14 protein-coding genes are annotated in these 20,161 nt (G+C 65.1%); all 14 read right to left on the bottom strand.

Annotated features, from left to right (window positions below):
* Positions 1 to 10 precede the first annotated feature (10 nt).
* From ACSVIK_RS06780 to tssH, 14 genes are read right to left on the bottom strand one after another with little or no spacing between them, the layout of a single operon-like run.
* Positions 11 to 1,048, bottom strand: a complete 1,038-nt coding sequence (locus tag ACSVIK_RS06780) for a tetratricopeptide repeat protein (protein ID WP_442443590.1) — start codon at positions 1,046 to 1,048, stop codon at positions 11 to 13.
* Complete coding sequence (locus ACSVIK_RS06775; protein WP_442443589.1) at positions 1,038 to 4,055, bottom strand: hypothetical protein; 3,018 nt, start codon at positions 4,053 to 4,055, stop codon at positions 1,038 to 1,040. Before ACSVIK_RS06775 ends, ACSVIK_RS06780 begins: the two co-directional genes overlap by 11 nt.
* Positions 4,056 to 4,087: 32 nt before the next feature.
* Positions 4,088 to 4,549, bottom strand: a complete 462-nt coding sequence (locus ACSVIK_RS06770; RefSeq protein ID WP_442443588.1) for a hypothetical protein — start codon at positions 4,547 to 4,549, stop codon at positions 4,088 to 4,090.
* Between the two features lie 20 nt (positions 4,550 to 4,569).
* Positions 4,570 to 6,660, bottom strand: coding sequence for a type VI secretion system tip protein TssI/VgrG (tssI, locus tag ACSVIK_RS06765; RefSeq protein ID WP_442443587.1), 2,091 nt, complete (start codon positions 6,658 to 6,660; stop codon positions 4,570 to 4,572).
* A 39-nt stretch (positions 6,661 to 6,699) separates the two neighbouring features.
* Complete coding sequence (locus ACSVIK_RS06760) at positions 6,700 to 7,671, bottom strand: serine/threonine-protein kinase (protein ID WP_442443586.1); 972 nt, start codon at positions 7,669 to 7,671, stop codon at positions 6,700 to 6,702.
* Positions 7,668 to 8,399, bottom strand: coding sequence for a PP2C family protein-serine/threonine phosphatase (locus tag ACSVIK_RS06755; protein ID WP_268180285.1), 732 nt, complete (start codon positions 8,397 to 8,399; stop codon positions 7,668 to 7,670). The genes ACSVIK_RS06760 and ACSVIK_RS06755 overlap by 4 nt, the downstream gene beginning before the upstream one ends.
* A complete protein-coding gene (tssM, locus tag ACSVIK_RS06750) occupies positions 8,399 to 11,938 on the bottom strand; it encodes a type VI secretion system membrane subunit TssM (protein ID WP_442443585.1) in 3,540 nt (1,179 codons plus the stop codon). Before tssM ends, ACSVIK_RS06755 begins: the two co-directional genes overlap by 1 nt.
* Positions 11,935 to 12,816, bottom strand: a complete 882-nt coding sequence (icmH, locus tag ACSVIK_RS06745) for a type IVB secretion system protein IcmH/DotU (protein WP_268180289.1) — start codon at positions 12,814 to 12,816, stop codon at positions 11,935 to 11,937. The genes tssM and icmH overlap by 4 nt, the downstream gene beginning before the upstream one ends.
* Before the next feature lie 2 nt (positions 12,817 to 12,818).
* The gene (gene tssK / locus ACSVIK_RS06740; protein WP_442443584.1) at positions 12,819 to 14,150 is read right to left on the bottom strand and encodes a type VI secretion system baseplate subunit TssK; all 1,332 of its coding nucleotides are present in this window, start codon (positions 14,148 to 14,150) and stop codon (positions 12,819 to 12,821) included.
* Positions 14,147 to 14,629 carry a type VI secretion system lipoprotein TssJ gene (tssJ, locus tag ACSVIK_RS06735; RefSeq protein ID WP_442443583.1) on the bottom strand — a complete coding sequence of 161 codons (483 nt, stop codon included), beginning with the start codon at positions 14,627 to 14,629 and terminating at the stop codon, positions 14,147 to 14,149. Before tssJ ends, tssK begins: the two co-directional genes overlap by 4 nt.
* 5 nt (positions 14,630 to 14,634) lie before the next feature.
* A complete protein-coding gene (gene tagH, locus ACSVIK_RS06730; RefSeq protein ID WP_442443582.1) occupies positions 14,635 to 15,831 on the bottom strand; it encodes a type VI secretion system-associated FHA domain protein TagH in 1,197 nt (398 codons plus the stop codon).
* Positions 15,832 to 15,851: 20 nt separating this feature from the next.
* Positions 15,852 to 15,986, bottom strand: coding sequence for a type VI secretion protein (locus ACSVIK_RS06725; RefSeq protein ID WP_442443581.1), 135 nt, complete (start codon positions 15,984 to 15,986; stop codon positions 15,852 to 15,854).
* Between the two features lie 47 nt (positions 15,987 to 16,033).
* A complete protein-coding gene (locus tag ACSVIK_RS06720; RefSeq protein WP_442443580.1) occupies positions 16,034 to 17,545 on the bottom strand; it encodes a sigma-54-dependent Fis family transcriptional regulator in 1,512 nt (503 codons plus the stop codon).
* 10 nt (positions 17,546 to 17,555) lie between these two features.
* Positions 17,556 to 20,156 (bottom strand): type VI secretion system ATPase TssH, encoded by a 2,601-nt coding sequence (tssH, locus tag ACSVIK_RS06715; protein WP_442443579.1) that lies wholly within the window; start codon positions 20,154 to 20,156, stop codon positions 17,556 to 17,558.
* Positions 20,157 to 20,161: the final 5 nt, after the last annotated feature.

Raw genomic sequence — 20,161 nt, 5'->3', positions numbered from 1 at the left:
CCGCCACGCGCTACTTTCTCTCCAGTACGCGCGGCGGAATCCTGGCCTGTTTCTGAGCGGCGAGCATCTTCTCATGATACTGGCCGTAGGCTTCCCGGGCCTGAGCTCGCTCGCCCAGCGCCCAGTAGGCATCCGCCAGGTTGAGGTAGGCGACGATCCTGTCCGGGTGCTTGCGGGTGATGTGCCCCAGCAGTTCCACCGCCTCCGGGTAATGACCGGCCTGCTCGAACAGAAAGCCCAGGTCATTCGACCAGCCGACCCTTTGCGGAAAGTAGTATTTCTCGACGATGTAATTGCCGGGATCGCAGTCGCCATCCTCGTCACCAGAGAGGAAGTAGCCGACCAGGGTTTTCAGTTCCTGTGCATTACCCGCCTTGTAAGCCTTCAGGGCGGCGTCGAAATTGCTGGCGACCGCCTCGGGCATCAGTTTCTCCGCCGTGCTGGCCGATGTCTGGTGCGCCAGGCGCAACGCCCTCAGCGTGCCGAAGGCGCGGCTACCATCGAAGTCGGCGATCGACGTGGCGCCAAGGGCCTTGCTGTCCATGGCATAGCTGCTCAATAGCGACTGGTCGCACTGGATGTCGTTCTCGTTGAGCAGGATCTGGGTCAGGTCGAAGGACTTCGTGGCGCCGTCGTACCTGAATTTCAGGTTGAAGTTGTAAGCGCCGTTGCCCTCTTCACGGGTGATCAGCAGCAGGTAATCCCCGGCCTGGGTGGTGGGCGAAAGCAGGACATGGCGCTCGCCCTGCAGATCGATGGCCGTTGCCCTGGCCTGGTGCTCGGCGAGCAGCTCCGCCATGTAGCCGTCGTAGCTTTTGGGCGAGTATTCGTTCTCGATACCCGGCAGGGCATTGTCCGTGTCGAGCACCACCTTGCCTGCACGGTTGGTGATCTGCAGGCGCTGGGCACCTGCGTTACCCTCGGCGATGCGTAGCTCCTGCAATGCGGACAGGCCTTCGGGCCGCATCGTTTCGGCGTGGGCCAGGGCACCGGCCAGCATCAGCAGGGAGGTGAGCGCGAAACGCGGCAGGCTCGATTCATTTTGCATTTTTCAGTATCCCGTAAATGAACTCGAAGTTCTCTCTGCGCTTGTCGTAGCTCTTGGTGTGGAGGTTCACGATCTTGGTGATCTCGTCCGTGTGATCCGTGCTGTTGCCTGACTTCGCATTCAGGCTTTGCCATTCCCAGAAGCCCAGGGCTGTCAGCAAGCCGTACTTGGTTTCCAGCACCTGGTTCGGGTTGGCGACGATATTGATGTTTTCGTTGGGAATCTTGGCTTTGAGCAGGTTTTCCACCGCCTTGTAGTTTTCTTTCCAAGTGAGCTGAATGAAACCTTTACCCTTATAAGAAAGCCCTTCCGCGCAGCCCCCAGGGGTCAGATGAAAGTTCTGCCCGGGCACGCTGCAGCAGTAGATGCGCTTAGCGATTTCATCTTCCTGCGGCAGTTGCGAGTAGGCATATTTATTTATGACCCTGTAGCTGCTCTTCGCGCTGGCGGGAAGGGCGTTGTACTGCTGTATCGAGATACGTTTGTAGCCCAGCTCGTCCGCTTCCTGTGGGTAGGTATTGAAATACCTGCCGAACAGGCTACGCAGCGCAGTCGTCGAATACCACAGGTCCTCTTCCTTGCCTACGAGCGCGTCGCCCACTTCGGCTTTGACCTGGGCGAAGAACTGGGAAACCCGCTCTGGCGTGTTGACCTCGAACAACCCTGCGTACTTGTTGAACAGTGTCCGCACTTCTTCCCGTACGGCCTCCTGGGAAGACGGGAAGATTTTCTTCATATTCTCGACGCTGATCAGTTCGGAACTCGAAGCCGAGAGGTTGTGCATGATTACCAAGTTGATCGGCTGCAAGTGCCAGGCCTTGCCGGCCGCGTCGAGCTCCAAGCTACCGGCGACATCACTCCACCAGCTCAGGGTCTGGATGCGTTTCTTCTCTTCGGCCCAGTCCTGGTTGGGGTCGTCGGGAGCGTGACCCATCAGTTCGTCAAGTTCGTCCCAGCGCGCCGCGTCCCAGAACCACTCGCTGTCGTGGCGCGTGACGAGCTGCGAGATGGATTGCGCATGCCAGGGCTTTTCCAGTGCTGCCTTGACTTCTTCGGCGGTCATCTTTCCATCGCGGTTGGTGTCGATGATGTCGTAGAGACGGCTGCGCACCGGGCCTTTGTCGGACTGGTCGATGGCGCCCTGGTAGCTGGCCTGTTCATCCTCGGAGAGGCGGCGAGCTGCATTGAGGTAATAGGCCAGCCCCGAACTGGGGGGATCGGCGTCTTCGAGAAAATCGAAGCCTTCCCATTCCCACGGGCTGTGGCGGGTGGTGATCAGTTCCTGCTCCGCCAGCCAGCCGTTGATCGGCTTGCCGTCCTTGTCGGCCAGCAGATCGTCGAGCCGCCACCAGCGGACTTCGGGGGTTTCGCCGCTTGCCGTCTTGCTGGCCGGAATCTTGATCCGGGCCTCGGCCGGCAGCGCATCCAGCAGGCTCTGCGGCAGGATCAGGTCGACGTCGATCTGGGTACCTTCATCGCTTAGTTTCGGCGGGTTGTCGCTCTTGATGTCATCGCGGTGCGCAATGAGTTTGCTGGCCCCGGCGTGGATCTTGAGCAGGCTCTTTTCCTCGTCCGGCAGGCTCTGCGCCCAGGTGCGGCTCTGGCTGACGAACGCCGGCACGTCTTCGCAACTGAAGACCTCCAGGTGCAGCAATTCCTGAGGCGAGCCGTCGCTCTGATTCTGGTACTTGCCGACATGGCCGATCAGGTCGCCGGCCTTGATTGGCACGGGCGGATCGAGAAGCACCACCGAGCCCGTGGCCTTGGGCTGCGATTGAGACGTCAGGAAGGAAGACGCGACATAGCCCGGCAGGCTGCCGTCCTCCTTTGGCGTGAGGGCGGGCTGGTCATTGCCACCGATCACCTGTTCGAGCTTGAGGAAGGCGCCCTCGCCCGAGGCGCGAATCTGGGCGCCCTTGCTGAGCTTGCCGATAATCGAGGCATTGCTGCGGGCTTCGGCCCTGACATTGAGTTCGCCGCTGCGAGTGTTGACCGTATAGATACCGGCACCCCAGAAGGTCGGTCGCACCAGCTTCTCGTCCTGGCGGTAGTCCTTCCAGCACTTGAGGTGCATGTACAGGCTGTAGAGGGTCAGCTTCGGCGGCTTGGGTTTCGACTCGTCAGTGGTTGCCGGGGCCTTGGGCTGCAGCGTATGCCTGACCAGGACGAAGCCGGTGGAAAACGGCGCCCTGATCTGCAGTGGTGGCCGGCCGGCATAGGTGCTGACGGGATACTCGTCATCGATGCGATAAGCGACCACTTCACCATGGGTGATGCAGTTGACGCGGCTCTGATCGAAGGCTTCGCTGGTGCCCTTGTCCAGGTGGATACCGCCGTGCCACAGGCCGTTTCCACCGATGGGGTAGAACCCGGCCTTGGCCTTGCTCAAGGCGGTCAGGTGTTGCAGCGCATGGCCGGCAGACGCGGTGCACGGGTAGCACCAGTCCCCCTTGGCAGCGTTTTCTTCTCCACCGCCGGCGTTCGGCTTTTCCTCGTCCGGGTTGAGGGTGCCATTGACCATGTCGGCGATGTAGCGTTTGAAGTCGGCTTCCTCAAGTTCGGCATGCACGTGAATCGCATAGCTCTGTGCCCCGGTCCGTCCCGTTCCGGCCTGCACGCCGATGTGTTGGCCGTAGCTGATGGCGTCGCCATCCTTGACCTTGAAGGCCGGGTCGAGGTGCAGAACCTGCCCGAGCAGCTTGCCATTGCTGGGAGCATCGAAAATCTTCAGCGTGCCGTAGGCGCGGTTGGTCTTGGCATAGCCGGCCAGAGGGCTGGGAACGGGGATGGAGCGGTTGCTGCCATCGACTAGCAGCACGAAGTCCTTCTTGATCAGAGTACGGCCGCCGACGCGGCGTACCTCTTCGAGCTGACCGCTGATGGTCGCGTAGTCGCGGTTCGGTTCGCGCCCTGCAGATGGGTGGTGCTTGGCGAGATCCTCGTAGCGATTGACGTTCTCGGTGCGGCTGCCAACACTTTCGACGATTTTGTAGCGACGCCTTGTCATGTCTTGTCCTGGGTATTAAACGTATTGAACGGTCAGAGGCCGCAAGCCGCTCCGAAGGTCTTGTAGGTCTCTGTCTTGCCGCCTGCCTCGAAAGCAAGGTCGACGTAGCGGTCATCCGACTCGTTGTATTCGGTCTGGTTGAACTGCCTGAGTATGGTGAGCGTGGCGCTCATGTCGGCCCGGGCGTAGGCCGCACGAGTCTCGGTGATATCGGTCTGCTGCAGCTCCTGGATGGAACCGTCGATCTTGACGAACAGCACCTCATCGATTTCCACGGCGATCGGCTGGGCGTCGGGCAATGCGCGGTACTGCTCATCGGCGGGCAGCAGCGCGCACCGGTAGTTCTCGATACCGCCCCCTTCCAGATACTGGGTCAGGGCTTCCTCGTAGGTGATGGGTTCGAGCTCGAGGGCGGCGCAACCCGCCAGGTATCCGCAGGACAGGATGCACAGCATTACCCGGCCGGCGGTGTATTGCAGAGAGCGTTTCTTCATCCTCTTATTCATCGCTTGGTTCAGCCCGAAAAGTTTATGGTTCTCTTCACTTTCTTGCTGGGGTTGAGCAGGTTGGCGAATGCCTGCTCCAACAAACTCCCCGCCTTGTCACTATCCGCCGCGCCTGGCAGTACGGGCGGTTTGATGCCGATGCCTGAGCCCTTGCCCGGTGAGCCGCCGGCGTTGAGTCTGGCCAATGGGCCGCTGATGGTGATGCCGCCAGGGTCGAGCTTGATAAAGCTGCCGCCGGCCTTGATGGTCAGTTCGATGCCGGCTTCGATGACCATTTTCTGCCCGGCCTTCAGATGAATCTCGCGGCCGGCCTTGGTCAGTTGCGCGGTGCCGAGTTTGATGTGCTGGTCGGTGCCTACCGTCAGGTGATCCTGCGGTTTGACTTCCACCTTGCGCTCGGCGGTGACGGTGAGGTGTTCCTCGGCCAGCAGTTCGGTGTAGCTGTTCTTTTCCACTGTGTCGTGGCGTTCGTTGCCGACGCGGATCTTCTGGTCGTGCTCGATGTTCTCGTCCCAGTCACGCTGGGCGTGCAGGTAGATCTGCTCGGCGCCCTTGCGATCCTCGATGCGCAGTTCGTTGTAGCCACCACCGCCGGGGCTGCTGAGGGTTTTGAAGACGCTGCGGGTCTTGTTCGCCGGCAGGTCGTAGGGCACCACGTGTTCGGCGTGGTACAGGCAGCCGGTGACCAGCGGCTGGTCGGGGTCGCCTTCGAGGAAGGTGACCAGTACCTCCATGCCGATGCGCGGGATGGTGATGGCACCATAGCGATCACCCGCCCAGCTCGAACTGACGCGCAGCCAGCAGCTTGTCTTGTCGTCGGCCTGGCCTTCACGATCCCAGAAGAATTGCACCTTCACCCGGCCATATTGGTCGCAGTGGATTTCTTCGCCGGCAGGGCCGGTGACCACGGCGGTCTGGCTGGCCAGCACCTTGGGTTTGGGGTGTTTCAGCGGCGGGCGGAAGGGCACGTCCCAGGGGGTGGCGAGGAAGCGGTTGCGGTAGCCTTGGTGAAAGTCGGTGTCGCTCTTGTCCCCCTCTCCCCAAAGGGGCGAGGGAGCCGTTCGGCGCAGGGCTGAATCACTGGTGATGGACTCTTCCAGCACCTGCGGCTGTTTGCCTTCATGAATGACTTCGGTAAGTAGCCACAGGGCGTTCCATTCGCGTTGTGGGTGTTCGGAGATTTCCAGCAGGTGGCCGCTGACCAGGCGCGGTTGGTCGCTCTTGCCTTGCAGTTGCTGGTAGTCGCTGCGGTGGCGTTCCAGGGCGCGTTTGGCCAGGTGCTTGCCGCGTGTGCGGTCGGTGTAGCGGCCAGGATAGTCATAGTCTTCCAGGGCGGGCAGGTGGTCGAGCTCGCCGGCCTTATCGCCCTGGTAGGTGGCTTCCAGCAGCAGGCGCGGTTGCTCGAAGTCGTAGTCGCGGCGGGTGGTGCGCCGGGTGCGGGTTTCCAGACGCAGGGCCAGGCGCTTGAGCACCGGGTCGTCGGCGGTCATGCCGCTGTCCTGAATGTAAGGCGTGGGCCGGCCCAGCTTGGCGAAGGCGCTCTGGTCGTCGCCGAACACCAGCACATGGCCGCTTTCGCTATGGCGGAAGTGGTAGTGGATACCTTCCTCTTCGCACAGGCGCTGGACGAAGTGCAGGTCGCTCTCGTCGTACTGCACGCAGTAGTCGCGTTCGGGGTAGACGGTGGGGCCGAGCTGGAACTCGTAGCGGCCCTGGACGATGCCGTGTTCTTCCAGCACCTGGGCGACGATCTGCGGCACGCTCAGGTGCTGGAAGATGCGCTGGTTGGTGCGGTATTCGAGCAGCTTGAGCTGCGGCACGAGGCTCAGGCGGTAGCGGGTCAGGCGTTTGCCGGACTCGCCCTGCTCGGCGCGGTGGATGATGCCGTGGATGCCATCGCCATTAGGGCTGAAGGCGAGAAAGGCACGCTGTTGCAGCAGGGCCTTGAGGTCGAGGTCGGGGCGCTCGCTGATCAGTTCCACGTCGAAGCGGTAGAGCTGGCTGACGGCCTCTCGTCCGTTGAATTCGAGCACCTGCAGGTCGTGCTCGACACCCTCGATGTTCAGGCTGAAATGGGTTTCGTTGGCCGGGTTGAACATGTGCGTATCCTTTCGAGTGAGTCCGTTTTCAACTGCCTGTCATGCCTTGCCCAGCCAGCGTTGCAGACGCGAAGCCGGTGGCCGGCGAAAGGCCTCGAGCAGCGCGTTGCAATCGATCTGCCGCTGGCTTTCCTCGAAGGCCAGCGCGGTGCGCAGGGCCTGCCAGCAGTGCTGGGGCACCTGCGCCGGGCGTTGCAGGTGCTTGTCCAGTTCCATGCTCCTGGCCTGCTTGGCACTCAGGCGGCGGAACGGGTGTTGCCCGCTGGCCAGTTCCACCAGCACGCAGGCCACCGCGTAGACATCGGCGGCGGCCGACAGCGCGGCGCCTTCGAGCAGTTCCAGTGCGGCGTAGCGGGGCGTCCAGGCGGCGATGCGATTGCGGCACAGGCGTGGCAGGCCGGGCAGCAGGCCTTCCACCGGCTGACCGAGACCATAATCGAACAGGCGCAGGCCGTCGTCGGCCAGCATCACATTGCTGGGCTTCAGATCACCGTGCAGCACGCCCAGTTCATGGGAGTAGGCCAGCGCGTCGAGCAGGGGGATGGCGATATCGCGCAGTTCTTCCCAGCTCAGGCCTTCGGGGCGCTCGCAGAGCAGTTGATCCAGGGTCAGGCCACGCATCAGCTCCAGGGTGATGAAGGCGCGTTGGCAGGCCGTGTCCACCTCGAAGCCGAACAGGCGCACCACGTGGCGGTGGTTGAGCCGCGAGGTGAGGGCGAACTCGCTGTAGAGCAGAGCGTTGGCGTCCGGGTACTCGGCGAAGTCGTCGCTGAGGGTTTTCAGCGCGACGTAGGGTTCGGGATCGCCGAACTGTTCGCGCAGCAGGTCGCGGGCACGGTACACCGCGCCCATGCCGCCGACGCCGAGCAGGCGCTCGATCTTGTAGCGCCCGCCGAGTACGTCCGGCAGCTCGCCCGGCGCCTGGCGCGGGGTTGCGCGCTCGGCGGGCTTGGCAGCGGTGGCGGCCAGGGCGAAGTAGGTGAGGTTGCTGGCTTCGGCGGATTCGGTCATCGGCGGATTACCACGGCGCTGATGTTGTCACGGGCTGGGCCGTCGAGCGCGTGCTGGAACAGGCGCTCCACGGCCAGGTGCGGCGAAGGCAGGTTGAGGCAGGCGCCCAGTGTGTCGGCGGAAACGCCCTGGTAGAGCCCGTCGCTGCACAGCAAAAAGACATCGCCGGGCAGCACGTCGAGTTCGAGAATGTCCAGTTGTAGGGTTTCGCTGGCGCCAATGGCGCGGGTCAAGGCATGGGCCGCCGGGTGGCGCGCGGCCTCCTGCGGCGCCAGGCCCTGTTCGTCGATCAATTGCTGCACCAAGGAATGGTCGCGGCTCAGTTGGTACAGCCGCGCGCCACGCCAGAGGTAGCAGCGGCTGTCGCCGGCCCAGACACAGGCGGCACGGTCGTCCTCCAGCAGCAGGGCGACCACTGTGGTGCCGATCACCGTGTCGGTGCGTTCGGCGGTCACCGTCAGTTCCTGGCCGAGGCGATGGTTGAGGCGATGCAGGCACTGGCGCAGGTTCACCAGGCGTTCTGCCAGGCCGCCATCGCGTGGCAACTCGGCCAAATGCTCGACCACCAGGCGGCTGGCCAGGGCACCGTTCTGGTGCCCGCCCATGCCATCGGCCACCACCCACAGGCCCTGCTCGGGCAGGGCCAGGAAGGCGTCCTCGTTGCGCGCGCGCACCTTGCCGGTGTCGGTGCGCGCGGCGCTGCGCCAGGCGTTGGCAACAGCGCTCATCAGAGCGTCGCCGGCAACTTGAAGCTGCGCAGCAGGCCGATGTCGAACGGATTCGGCGAACGCTGGCTGTGCAGCAGGTAGTTGGCATGCAAGCCCCCAAGGTTGGCCTTGAGGATCAGCACGTCACGCCCGCTGTGGTAGTCCACGTCCATCAGGTCGAGCAGGCGGAACAGCGACCAGGGGCCGGTGTTCTTCTCGATGCCGACACGGCGCCCGCCCAGTTCCTCGACCACCAGGCTGGTGCGATCCTCGCCACCCGCTGCTGGCCAACGGAAGGCGGTGGCGACGATCGGACCGTGGCGGTATTCCAGTTCCTGATTGCCGAAGCGGAAGTCGGCGCGGCTCAGGCTGGAGTCCAGCGAGTAGGGCTCGAGCTTGAACAGCACCTGCGGCTCGGCCGGGTTCTCGGCGAAGAAGCTGCGGCGGATCACCTGGGCGCGGCTCATCTGCAGGAGGAACTCGCGCGACAGCGGCAGACCACGGCCATCGACGCGACGCAGGCGGTATTCGTCGGCACTGCCGCTGACGAAGGCGCGCAGGTACTGGTCGAAGAAGCGCTCGGCGATGCCCTGGGCCTTGAAGAACTCGCGGAAGTCGGCCACCGCCACGTCGCTCTCGCTGTGCGCGGCGAACGGGTAGCGCTGCTTCAGCGAGTTGTCGTAGGCGGCGTACAGCTCGCTCTGGTAGCGCTGGTTGAGGAAGTGGTAAGCATCGTTCAACACCAGCGTCCAGCTATCCTCGGCCAGCAGTGCCAACCAGTTGCCCACCGGCTGCGGCAGACGCGCGGCGGCGCTGCGCACCTGGTTGATGGCGTCACGCTTGCCAGCCATGCGCGCCTTGGCCATCTCGAACGCGGCCTGGTCGCTGGCACCGGCGTTGGCCAGGCTGGCCAGTTGCCGTTGCAGCTCGTCCAGTGCCTGCATGCCGGCTGCCAGGTCGACACCGGCACCGCCGTTGTCGTCGAGCAGCTTGTGCAGACTCTCGAAGCGGCGCTCCAGGGTCTTGCGCGCGGTGTCCGGGGTGTTCTTGGCCAGGGCTTGCTGAGCCTGTTCGGCGGCGGCGCTGGCCAGCTTGGCCGCCTTGCCCAGCTTGCCCTTGGCACCTTCCAGCGCATCGGCGGCAGCCCCTGCATCATCGGCGGCTTCGGCCAGGCCCTTGAAGCGGGTGTTGTCGCGAATTTCCACCAGCAGTTGCAGCAACGGCGAGTTGGCGGCGGTCAGGCCATTGAGCATGGCGGCACCGCGCCCGGCACTGCCGATGGGCTCCAGGCTGAGCTGGGCGATGGCCTCGCCCCAGTAGTTGCCGTAGTCGCGGAAGTACAGTTGCTCCAGCTCCACCATCAGGCGGCTGAGGTCGCCGGCGCTGAGGGTTTCGCCTTCGCCCAGTACCCAGTTGTCGCGCAGGATCTCGCGCACCAGGCTGCCGCCCTGGGCGGTGAAGGTCTTGCTGTAGCCGCTCTGGGTGTAGAAGCCGGGGATGGCGTAGTCGCTGCCGTTGATCAGCCCGGCCTGCGGGCCGAGCTTCTGGCTCAGACGGTAGTCCGGCAGGCTGCGTGCCTGCTCGCGGAGCATGCGATAGACTACGTTGGCCAGCGACTCGCTGCGCAGTACCTGGCGTGCCTGGGCCACCAGTTGCGCATTGAGCGCATAGGGGGCGAACGGCTCGCTCAGCAGACGCGCGAAGTGGGTGTTCAGGCCATGCTGCGCCAGGCTGTTGCCGGTGTAACGCACCGACCAGTCGGCGGCCACCCATTCCTTGAGGAAGTCGGGGTCGCGGCGTTCTTCCAGGTTGAGCATCAGGTAGGCGCGCAGGCTGCCGAGCAGGCGCTCGCGATCACCCAGGTTGGCGCGGATCTGCGCCTCCAGTTGCCGGGCCACGCGTGGCAGCAGGAGGTTTTCCAGCTCGGCACGGTAGGTCGAGTACACCGGCGGGTTGACCGCCTCACCCTGGAACAGGCCAGTGCGTTGCAGGTAGGAAACGTCACCCTTGGGCGGGAACACCTGGGTGGCGGCGTAGCTGCTGTCCAGCGCCTTGAGCACTTGCAGGGCATCGTCCTGCGGGTTGATCGAGTCGTGCTCCTGGGTGAGTTTCTGGGCGATGTCACGCAGCTCTTCCAGGCGCCCATGGTTGGCCGAGAAGCCGGTGGCCCAGAGCACGCCGAACACGGCCAGGACGACGAAGGCGGTGGCGTACATGGCGCGCTGGCCCCAGTCGATCCGGCGTACTTCCTTCTGATCCAGGCCAGCCAGTTCCGACTCGGGGAAGATCACCCGGCTGAGCAGATGGTTGATGAAGCGCGCACGGCCCGTGCGGAAGGTGGGCAGGGCGCTGTCGGTCAGGCCGATGTTGCGGCCGATGCCGGCGGTCAACGGGTCGAGTTGTTCGTTCAGTTGTGGCGCGCTGGTCAGGTAGAAGCCGCGCAGCTTGCTGGCACGCTGGTAGCGGTTGCCGGCGAAGGCCAGTTCGATGAACAGGCACAGGCGCTCACCGATCAGGCCGAGCTGGTGCGGGAAGTCGAGGATGCGGCCACGGCGCTGGGTGTCGCGCTCCTGGTGCATGCGCAGGATCACCTGGCTGTTGAGGCGGCGCAGCAGTTCCTCGAACTCCTGGCGTACCACGGCCACGTCGCTGGGGTTCTGCTCCTTGCGGAAGCTGGCGCCGAGCACCTGCTCGCTTTCCTCACGCGAGAGCTGGTCGAAGAACTCGTCGAAGCCCAGCACCTTGTCGGCTTTGCTCAGCACCAGGTAGACCGGCACGTCGGCACCGAGGCGCTGATGGATTTCATGCAGGCGTTGGCGGGCCTGGCGGGCCAGGGTTTCCAGCTCCACTTCGCTGCCGCCCAGCAGGTACTCGACCGGGATGTTCACCAGTACGCCATTGAGCGGACGCGCACGGCGTTGGCGCAGCAGACCGAGCAGGGTATTCCAGCCGCTGCTGTCGACCTGCGCGTCAGGCTGGGTGAGGTAACGGCCAGCGGTGTCGATCAGCACCGCGTGGTCGGCGAAGTACCAGTCGGCGTAACGGGTGCCGGAGACGTCCTTGGTCAGGCGCTGGCTCTCGCCACGGTTGAGCGGGAAGTCCAGGCCGGAGAAGTCCAGCAGGCTGGTCTTGCCGCTGCCTTGCGGGCCGAGCAGCAGGTACCAGGGCAGGTCGTTGCGCCATTTCTCGCTACGGCCACGGTACAGGCTTGAGCGCTTGAGGGTGCGCAGGGCGTCCTTGAAGCGGTGGCGCAGCTCGGCCTGCTCCTCGTTGACCTGCTCCTCGCGGCGCAGGCGCTCCTGGGCGTCGGCGTCGTTCTCGGCGGCCTTCTTGCGCGCGGTGGCACGCCAACTGGCGAAGACCATGGCCAGACCCCAGAGCAGGAAGATCAGGCTGATGGTCAGCAGGCGGCTGGTGGCCGACTCCCAGAACTTGTAGTCGTTGACCGCCAGCAGCGGGCCGACGAACCACACCAGCAGGGCGAGCACCAGCACCAGGCACAGGCTCCAGACCCAGGTCTTGCGGAAAAAGGCGCCTAATTTGGCGAAAAAGCTCTTCATTTCACGTCATCCATGCTGACACCCGAGGCCGGGTCGAGTTGCTGATACGGCTTGAGGACGGTGTCGCGCTGCTCGCCCAGTACCCAGGCGAAGCCGGCATACATCATCACCAGGCACATCAGGGTGAACAGGGCCACCAGCCACCAGGGCACGATGCGCACCAGGCGTCGACGGGTGTCCTTGAGGCCCTGCCAGTGCGGCGACACCTCGCGCGGCACGTCGCCACGCAACTGGCGAATCTGCCGGTAGAGGCTGTCGCGCACCGCTTCCAGTTCCAGCATGCCGCGCTGCAGCACGCGGTACTTGCCCTCGAAACCGAGCGACAGGCACAGGTACATCAGCTCCAGCATCGGCAGGTGCTTGACCGGGTTGCGCGACAGGCGTTCGAGCAACTGGAAGAACTTCTCGCCGCCGAAGGTCTCGTTGTGGAAGGAGGACAGCAGGCTCATCTGCGACCACTGGCTCTCGTTGCCCCAGGGGGTGGTCACCACCGCCTCGTCGACCACGGTGCACAGCACGTAGCGCGCGGCCATCACCTGGCTGCTCTCGGCGCCATCCTGCAGGGCGCGGTGCTCGAACACCTTGATCTCGCGGGTCAGGCGCTGGTTGAGGGCGTCCAGATCCTCGCTCTCGAAGCTGTGCTTGAGGCGCACCACTTCCGAGAGCAGCGAGGAGGCCGCGGCCACCAACGGGTTGAGACTGATGTTGAAGCTCTCCGCCGGGCGCAGGCGTGCGGCGAAGATCATGCGCTCTTCGAGCTGCTCGAATTTCGGCGGCGCGCTGAAGTCGGTCAGCGGACTTTCGGCGCGGGCTTCGCCCTTGCGGTTGAGGATGACGGTCTTGTCATCCTGGCCGTATTCCATTTCCTTGGTTGTCATGGTCAGTTCCTGATCGCCCAGAATTTCAGCTCAAGCCCGGAGAACTCGCCGGACACGTGGAAGGCAAAGCCGCCGGAGCGTTCCAACTGCGCCAGCTCTTCGGAGCTGAGCTCCAAGGCGAAGTAGGTCTTGCCCGAGTGGAAGGGGATCTGCCGGGGTGCCACCGGCAACGGTTTGACCTTGATCCCCGGCAGGTGCAGGTTGACCAGTTGGCGGATGCGCTCCACCGGGCCGACCTTGAGGTGCGCCGGCAGACGCTGGCGCAGCTCCTCGGAGTCGCACTGGGCGCTGGCCGCGAGCACGAAGCTGGAGGTGCCGAGCAGCTTGTGGTCGTGCAGCGGCGCCACCTGGATGCCGTACTGGCGTTGTTGCAGGAGCATCTCGATGGCGTGCTGTTCGAGCACCATCGACAGCACCTGGCGGATGGCGTCCATCAGCTTGCGGAAGCTCAGGCCCTGGTCGCTGTGCAGGTAGCGGCCCTCCAGGCGCGGGCGTTTGCTTTCGCTGGAGAAGGTAGCCAGCTCGCCGAGCAGGCCGACCAGCTCGCGGTAGATCTGCTCCGGGTGCACCTGCTCGACGCCCAGGTGATGACGCAGGATCGGCTCGTAGCGGTTGATCAACTGCAGCATCATGAAGTCACCGACCTCGGCGCCGCCCACCTTGCCGGTGGCGCGGATACGCTCGGCGAGGATGTCGCCACGGTGGGCGAGCATGCTGATCACTTCCTTGAGGCAGCTCAGCAGGTAGCCGGAAGCCTGGAAGTTGACGTAGGTGGGGGTGAATTCCGGGTCGAGGCTGATCACCCCGTCCGGGGTGGTGTCGAGCACGTCGCACAGCTTGAGTTTGACGTAAGCCTGGTCGTTCTGCTGCTCGCCGAGCAGAAGGCGGAAATCCGGGCGGCCGGTGCTGACCTGGCTGACGCTGCTGTCGCCAGCGTTGCAGTCGGCCACTTCTTCGTCGAAGGCGACATAGCGGGCCAGTACGTCCTTCTGCTCCGAGCGACGGCTCTCGATGTGGTTGCCGGTGACCAGCGGCAGCGCCAGGTACACCGGGGTATTGCCGGTGTTCGGTGGCACGTCCAGGCCCAGCGGCTCGCGCTCGACGCCGAGGTCGAAGAGGCTGCCGTCGGGCAGCACGCCGCTGGCCTTGCTCACCACCAGCTTGCCCATGTTGAGGAATTGCCGGTCGATCTCCAGCTCGAAGAAACCCCAGGCATAGCTGGCCAGCTTCTGCGTGCGCACCTTGAGCTGGTGATCGAGATAGCGATCGTTCTGCTGGAAGTGCTGCGGGCGCAGCAGCATGCCTTCCTGCCAGATGACTTTGTGCTGGCTCATTGTGCCTGCTCCTGCTCGTCATCGAGGCTGCGGATGCCGCGCTCGTCCAGGCTCAGATTGGCCTGATTGCGCTCCAGCGCCTCCACCGGGATGACGTAGCGCCAGCTGGCCTCCGGCAGGTCGCGGTAGGCAGCCAGTACGCCGACGTAACGGCTGCCTTCCTCTACCGTGAGCTTGAGCTCGCGGGTTTCACCCGGGCGCAGCTCCAGTTCCTCGAAGGCCACCAGGTCAGGTGCCAGGGCTTCCTTGGGGCGCTGGTAGAGGGAGAAGAAGTCGGCGTTCTCGAAGGCCACCGGGTGCTTGAGCTCCATCAGGCGTACCACGATGGGCGAGGGCCTGCCGTTGAGGTCCGGGTTGAGCTGGTCGCTACCGGCCAGGCTCAGATCCAGTTTGGTCAGCTTGGAGTAGGGCGACAGCGCGGAGCAGCCGGCGAGGGTCAGCAGCGCGGCGGCGAGCGCCAGGGAAAGCAAGCGAGGCATGGGCATCATCCTTGAAGGTCGGTATTGAGGGTGGCGATCAGGCGAACCTGCTCTTCGTAGGCGCTGGCGAAGTCGCGGGCGAACAGGCGGTCGCTCCAGTCGTCGTTCTTTTCCAGCGCGGTGTGCAGGCGACGATAGGCGCGCCAGCGGCTGCCATCGGTGGCGATCAGCGGTTTGCGGCCCTCGCGCTCGAAGCGCAGGGTCAGTTGCTCGGGGGCCAGTTGTTCGAGCATGCCCTTGACCGCCGCGCGGCTGGCGGCCAGCAGCGCCACCTGATGCGCCTGCAGGTCACGGAAGCTGCGGCTGATGGCCTGCTCGGCCGGCAGTTGCCCGGCCTTACCGCCGCGCAGCAGGACGCTGAGGGTTTCGCTGGTATCCAGGCCGTGCTTGAGCGGGTTGTTGCCGGCGCTCTGCACCGTGGTCAGGGCCAGGCGCAGTTCGTTCTTCAGTTCGCTGCGGGTGCGCAGGGCCTGTTGCAGGCTGCCGACGCTCTGCTTGAGCAGCTTCGCGGCGTTCAGTGCCAGGGCCTGGCGGGCTTCTTCGTCGAGGTCGTCGAGGCGCACGCCGAGGGCGTCGGCGAACTTCTCCCAGAACGTCGGCGGCAGGCGCTCGGGTTCCGGGGCAGGTTTTGGCTGCGGTGCTGGGGTCGGCATCACCAGCTCGGGCACCAGCAGGTTTTCCTCGTCGATCTGCGCATAGTCACGCTGTTGCGCCTGAGCATTGCTGGGGCGCAGCACGGCGGTCAGGTCGTCCACCTCGGCGTAGACGCGCTCCTGTTGCTCCAGTGCAGTGATCGGGTCGAGATCGAGAAAGGCATCATCGGGGATGATGCTACCGGCCGCCTGTGGCAGGCCGATATCGCCCTCGAACATGGCCGGGTCGCGGATCAGTCGCGCGCGTATCTCGAAATCGCCCAGGCAGTACACGCTGCCGTGTTCGATACGCTGTGGGCGCCCCTTGGCCAGGCTGGCGCCGCTGTCCTTGAGGGATATGCCATTGCTGCTGGTATCGGTCAGGTAGAAGGCGCCATCGCGATAGCTCACTTCCGCGTGCCGGCTGGAGATGACCCGCTTGCGATCTGGGATCACCCAGTCGCATTCCTCGGCACGGCCGATCACGCCACCGGCCTGCTTGAAGGTCTTGGTGGTCATCAGACCTGGCACGAACTGCTGCGCGCTGACCACATCGAATACCAGTTCCATGGTGAACCTACTCCTTGCGGTCAGTGGCCGCGTTTTTCTGCTTGAGGGTCGCCCAGCGGGCGGTATTGGTCGTCGCTGAACTTGTAGTTGCCTGCGCAGCCGGCCAGGACGATGGCCAGGGCCAGCAGGACGGCGGTTCGGTAGCGATGCTGCATGGAATGCGCTCCTTGGGTGGTCGTGGAAGGAAGATGGGCGGACATGCTCAGACCTCGCTCGGACTGATCTTCAGCCGCTGCATGCGGTACAGCAGGGTGCGCCGGGGCAGGCCCAGCTCGTTGGCGGCGCTGGTCTGGTTGCCACGGTTCTTGCGCAGGCAGTCGAGCAGCAGGTTGCGCTCGAGACGATCCATGCGCTCACGCAGGCTCAGCGGTGTGGTTTCGACGTAGGGGCTCTGCTCCAGGTTGAAGTGCTCGGGCAGCAGCTCGCCGCCTTCGCACAGCAGCACCGCACGTTCCACCAGGCCCTTGAGTTCGCGCACGTTGCCGGGGAAGGCGTAGCCGGCCAGATGCTCCAGCGCGGCGTCGCTCCAGCGGCAGGCGTCGCGCTGCAGCAGGCTGCTGGCGGTACTGGCGAAATGGCGGGCGAGCAGCAGGATGTCTTCGCCACGCTGGCGCAGCGGCGGCAGCTCGATGGGGAAGTTGGACAGGCGATAGAACAGGTCTTCGCGGAAGCGCCCGTCCTCGACATGCTTGCGCAGTTCCTGATGGGTGGCGGCGATGATGCGCACGTCCACCTTGTGCGTCTCGTTGCTGCCCAGCGGGCGCACTTCGCCTTCCTGCAGCACGCGCAGCAGCTTGGCCTGCAGGGCCAGCGGCATGTCGCCGATCTCGTCGAGGAACAGGGTGCCGCCATTGGCGATGTCGAACAGGCCGGGTTTGTCGCTATCGGCGCCGGTGAAGGCCCCCTTGCGGTAACCGAACAGCTCGCTTTCCAGCAGGTTCTCCGGCAGGGCCGCGCAGTTCTGCACCACGAAGGCCTTGCTGCGCCGCGAACCACAATCGTGGATGGCGCGGGCGACCAGTTCCTTGCCGGTGCCGGTCTCGCCGGTGACCAGCACGCTGACCGGGCTGTGCAGCACCTTGCCGATCAGTTGGTAGACCTGCTGGATGGCCTGGCTCTGGCCGAGCAGGCCGTAGCCGCTGGCGCAGGACGTGGCCACGCTCGGCGCGGTTAGTTCATCGTTCGCCGGGGTGCGCAGGCGTTGCAGCAGTTGCAGTTGCGCCAGGGCGAAACTGCCCAGATGAGCGAACGAGGCGACAAAACCCTGCAGCTCGCGCGGGCCATGGCTGGCCACCAGCAGCAGGCCACGGCAGTGGCCTTCGGCGTTGCTCAGCGGCAGGCACAGCAGGCTACGCCAGGTGGTGCCCTCGGGCAGGCAGTCGATGGCGTGCAGGCTGCTGTCGAGTTCCTCGATGCACAGCGGCTGGTTCTGGCACAGGCAGTACTGCAGCAAGTGCTCGCCATCGTAGTCGCTGGGCAGGCTGGCGGCAGTACGCGCTTGCAGCGTGCCGTCCAGCCACTCGGCGCTGAGGGTCAGGCGGGTGTTGGTGTGATCCAGCAGGTAGAGCTGACCCAGCTCGCAGTCGGCCAGCTCGGCCGCGGCGCGCACCAGCTCGGCGAGCAGACGCTCGCTGCTGGCCGCGCCGGCCAGTTCGGCGTAGCGCTGCAGCAGGGCCTCGGCGTAGCGCAGCGGCTGCGGGATTGCGGCGAACATCGGCGTCATCTCAGGCGAACTCGCAGATCACGGTGGAATCGGCATCCAGCGTGGCGTGCACGCGCTGCAGGCTTTCGCCAGCGGCCATGGCGTCGAGCAGGCGGTCGACCACCAGCGGTTGCAGGTGCTGGTCGATCAGATGATCGATCAGGCGCGCGCCGCTGTCGCCATGGGTGCAGCGCTCGGCCAGATGCTCGACCAGGCCGTCGCAGTGGCTGAAGGCCAACTGACGGCGGGCCAAACGCTCGCCGAAACGGGCCAGCTTGAGGCCCACCAACTGGCGCAGCAGGTCAGCGTCCATGGGGTAGTAAGGCACCACGCGCATGCGCCCGAGCAGGGCCGGCTTGAAGTGTTGCGACAGTTGCGGGCGGATGGCCAGCTCCAGATCCTCGGCAGCCGGGCGCTCGCCGCCAGCGCAGAGGCTGGCGATGCGATCGCTGGCCAGGTTGCTGGTCATCAGGATCAGGGTGTTGCGGAAGTTGATCTCACGCCCTTCGCCGTCGTTGGCCACGCCCTTGTCGAAGATCTGGTAGAAGACGTTCATCACATCCGGATCGGCCTTTTCCACCTCGTCGAGGAGGATCACCGAGTAGGGCTTCTGCCGCACCGCTTCGGTGAGCATGCCGCCTTCGCCATAACCGACGTAGCCGGGCGGCGCACCGATCAGGCGCGAGACGGTGTGCTTCTCCTGGAACTCGGACATGTTGATCACGGTGAGGAAGCGCTCGCCGCCGTACAGCAGGTCGGCCAGGGCCAGGGCGGTTTCGGTCTTGCCGACGCCGCTGGGGCCGACCAGGAGGAACACGCCGACTGGTGCATCGGGTTTGTTGAGGCCGGCGGCGGTAGCGCGCATGGCCTTGTCCAGCGCCTGGATCGCTTGCTCCTGACCACGCACGCGCTGGCGCAGATCCTCGGCGAAGGTGATGACCTTGGTGTTGTGCTCGCGGGCCAGTTGGCTCAGTGGCACGCCCGTCCAGTGGCTGATCACCTCGGCCACCAGGCGCGGGCAAACCTCGAAGCTGACCAGGCGCTCGCTGGCCTGGGCAGCGGCCAACTCGGCCTGGATGGCGCGTAGCTCGGTTTCCAGTTCTTCCAGGCTCGGGCGCGGTTCGTCGCCGGGCTCTTCGTCGCCCGGCAGACGCGCGGCGGCGCATTGCTTGCGTTGTTCCAGCAGACGTTCGGCCAGCTCGCGCTGCACGGCCCAGCGGGTTTCCACCTGCTCCAGTTCGGCACGGGCGGCGACCAGGCGCTCTTCCAACGCATCCAGCGCCTCGTGGTCGATGCTCAGGCCGGCATCCAGGTCGCGGCGCATGGCCTCGCCCTGGCGCTCACCTTCGGCGATCTCGCCGCGCAGACGCTCCAGCGCCTCGGGTGCGGCAGCCAGGCTGATGCGCACGCGGGCGCAGGCGGTGTCGAGCACGTCCACCGCCTTGTCCGGGAGTTGCCGGCCTGCCAGGTAACGTGCCGACAGCTCGGCGGCGGCGACCACCGCATCGTCACGCAGGTAGATGCCATGGCTCTTCTCGTACACCGGCGCCAGGCCACGGAGGATGGTCACTGCCTCCTCCACGGTGGGCTCGTGCAGTTGTACCGGCTGGAAGCGGCGGGCCAGGGCCGGATCCTTCTCGAAGTACTTCTTGTATTCGCTCCAGGTGGTGGCGGCGATGGTGCGCAGCTCGCCACGGGCCAGGGCGGGCTTGAGCAGGTTGGCGGCGTCGCCGCTGCCGGCCTGGCCACCGGCACCGATCAGGGTGTGGGCTTCGTCGATGAACAGGATGATCGGCTTGGGCGAGGCTTTGACCTCGTCGATCACACCTTGCAGGCGACGCTCGAACTCGCCCTTGACGCTGGCGCCGGCCTGCAGCAGGCCGAGATCCAGGCACAGCAGTTCGACGCCCTTGAGCACCTGCGGCACCTCGCCATTGGCGATGCGCAGGGCCAGGCCTTCGACGATGGCGGTCTTGCCGACACCGGCCTCGCCGACCACGATGGGGTTGTTCTTGCGCCGACGGGCGAGGATGTCGACCATCTGGCGGATCGCGCCATCGCGGCACAGCACCGGGTCGAGCTTGCCGTCGCGGGCCTGCTGGGTGAAGTTGTGGGTGAAGCGCGCCAGGTTGGATTCACCACCCGCTGCCGGCTTGCCACCTGCGGCCTGCGGCTGCTGGCTGAGGGCGAAGTCGCGCAGGCGTTCGGCGTTGAGCTTGCCCAGCAGTGCCTGGTAGCGGCTGCCGGCGTAGCGCATGGGGTTGCGCAGCAGGGCGAGGATCAGCGCAGCCTGGTCGATCTGGCTGGCACCCAGCTCCAGGTTGGCCACCAGCAGGGCATCCTGCAGCCACTGCACCAGCTCGGCGGAAAACACCGGGTTGCGCGATTCGCTGTGTTCGCCGCGCGGCTGCAGGGCCTGGGCCAGCTCGCCAGCGTCCAGTTCGGCATCCTGCAGCGCGCGTGCCAGCAGGCTTTCCGGGCGCTCCAGCAGGCCCAGCAGCAGGTCTTCGACGAGAATCTTGTTGCCGCCGCGTACCACGCAGCGCTCGGCGGCCATCTCCAGATCGCGTTTGCTCGCGGCGTCCAGGGCTTGAACCAGTTGTTGCAGATCGACGTTGATCATTTCAT

The organism is Pseudomonas sp. NCHU5216, from assembly GCF_052156495.1.
Lineage (GTDB): Bacteria > Pseudomonadota > Gammaproteobacteria > Pseudomonadales > Pseudomonadaceae > Aquipseudomonas.
The sequence above is the reverse complement of the archived record's forward strand: the minus strand, read 5'-3'. Positions and strand labels throughout refer to the sequence as shown.

Bases quoted from the DNA above. Each gene is read 5' to 3' on its own strand.
- ACSVIK_RS06725 (WP_442443581.1), bottom strand. From the start codon at position 15,986: ATGCAGCATCGCTACCGAACCGCCGTCCTGCTGGCCCTGGCCATCGTC.
- tssH (WP_442443579.1), bottom strand. From the start codon at position 20,156: ATGATCAACGTCGATCTGCAACAACTGGTTCAAGCCCTGGACGCCGCG.
- icmH (WP_268180289.1), bottom strand. From the start codon at position 12,816: ATGACAACCAAGGAAATGGAATACGGCCAGGATGACAAGACCGTCATC.
- tssJ (WP_442443583.1), bottom strand. From the start codon at position 14,629: ATGCCTCGCTTGCTTTCCCTGGCGCTCGCCGCCGCGCTGCTGACCCTC.
- ACSVIK_RS06760 (WP_442443586.1), bottom strand. From the start codon at position 7,671: ATGACCGAATCCGCCGAAGCCAGCAACCTCACCTACTTCGCCCTGGCC.
- ACSVIK_RS06770 (WP_442443588.1), bottom strand. From the start codon at position 4,549: ATGAAGAAACGCTCTCTGCAATACACCGCCGGCCGGGTAATGCTGTGC.
- ACSVIK_RS06775 (WP_442443589.1), bottom strand. From the start codon at position 4,055: ATGACAAGGCGTCGCTACAAAATCGTCGAAAGTGTTGGCAGCCGCACC.
- ACSVIK_RS06780 (WP_442443590.1), bottom strand. From the start codon at position 1,048: ATGCAAAATGAATCGAGCCTGCCGCGTTTCGCGCTCACCTCCCTGCTG.
- ACSVIK_RS06755 (WP_268180285.1), bottom strand. From the start codon at position 8,399: ATGAGCGCTGTTGCCAACGCCTGGCGCAGCGCCGCGCGCACCGACACC.
- tssK (WP_442443584.1), bottom strand. From the start codon at position 14,150: ATGAGCCAGCACAAAGTCATCTGGCAGGAAGGCATGCTGCTGCGCCCG.
- tssI (WP_442443587.1), bottom strand. From the start codon at position 6,660: ATGTTCAACCCGGCCAACGAAACCCATTTCAGCCTGAACATCGAGGGT.
- ACSVIK_RS06720 (WP_442443580.1), bottom strand. From the start codon at position 17,545: ATGTTCGCCGCAATCCCGCAGCCGCTGCGCTACGCCGAGGCCCTGCTG.
- tagH (WP_442443582.1), bottom strand. From the start codon at position 15,831: ATGGAACTGGTATTCGATGTGGTCAGCGCGCAGCAGTTCGTGCCAGGT.
- tssM (WP_442443585.1), bottom strand. From the start codon at position 11,938: ATGAAGAGCTTTTTCGCCAAATTAGGCGCCTTTTTCCGCAAGACCTGG.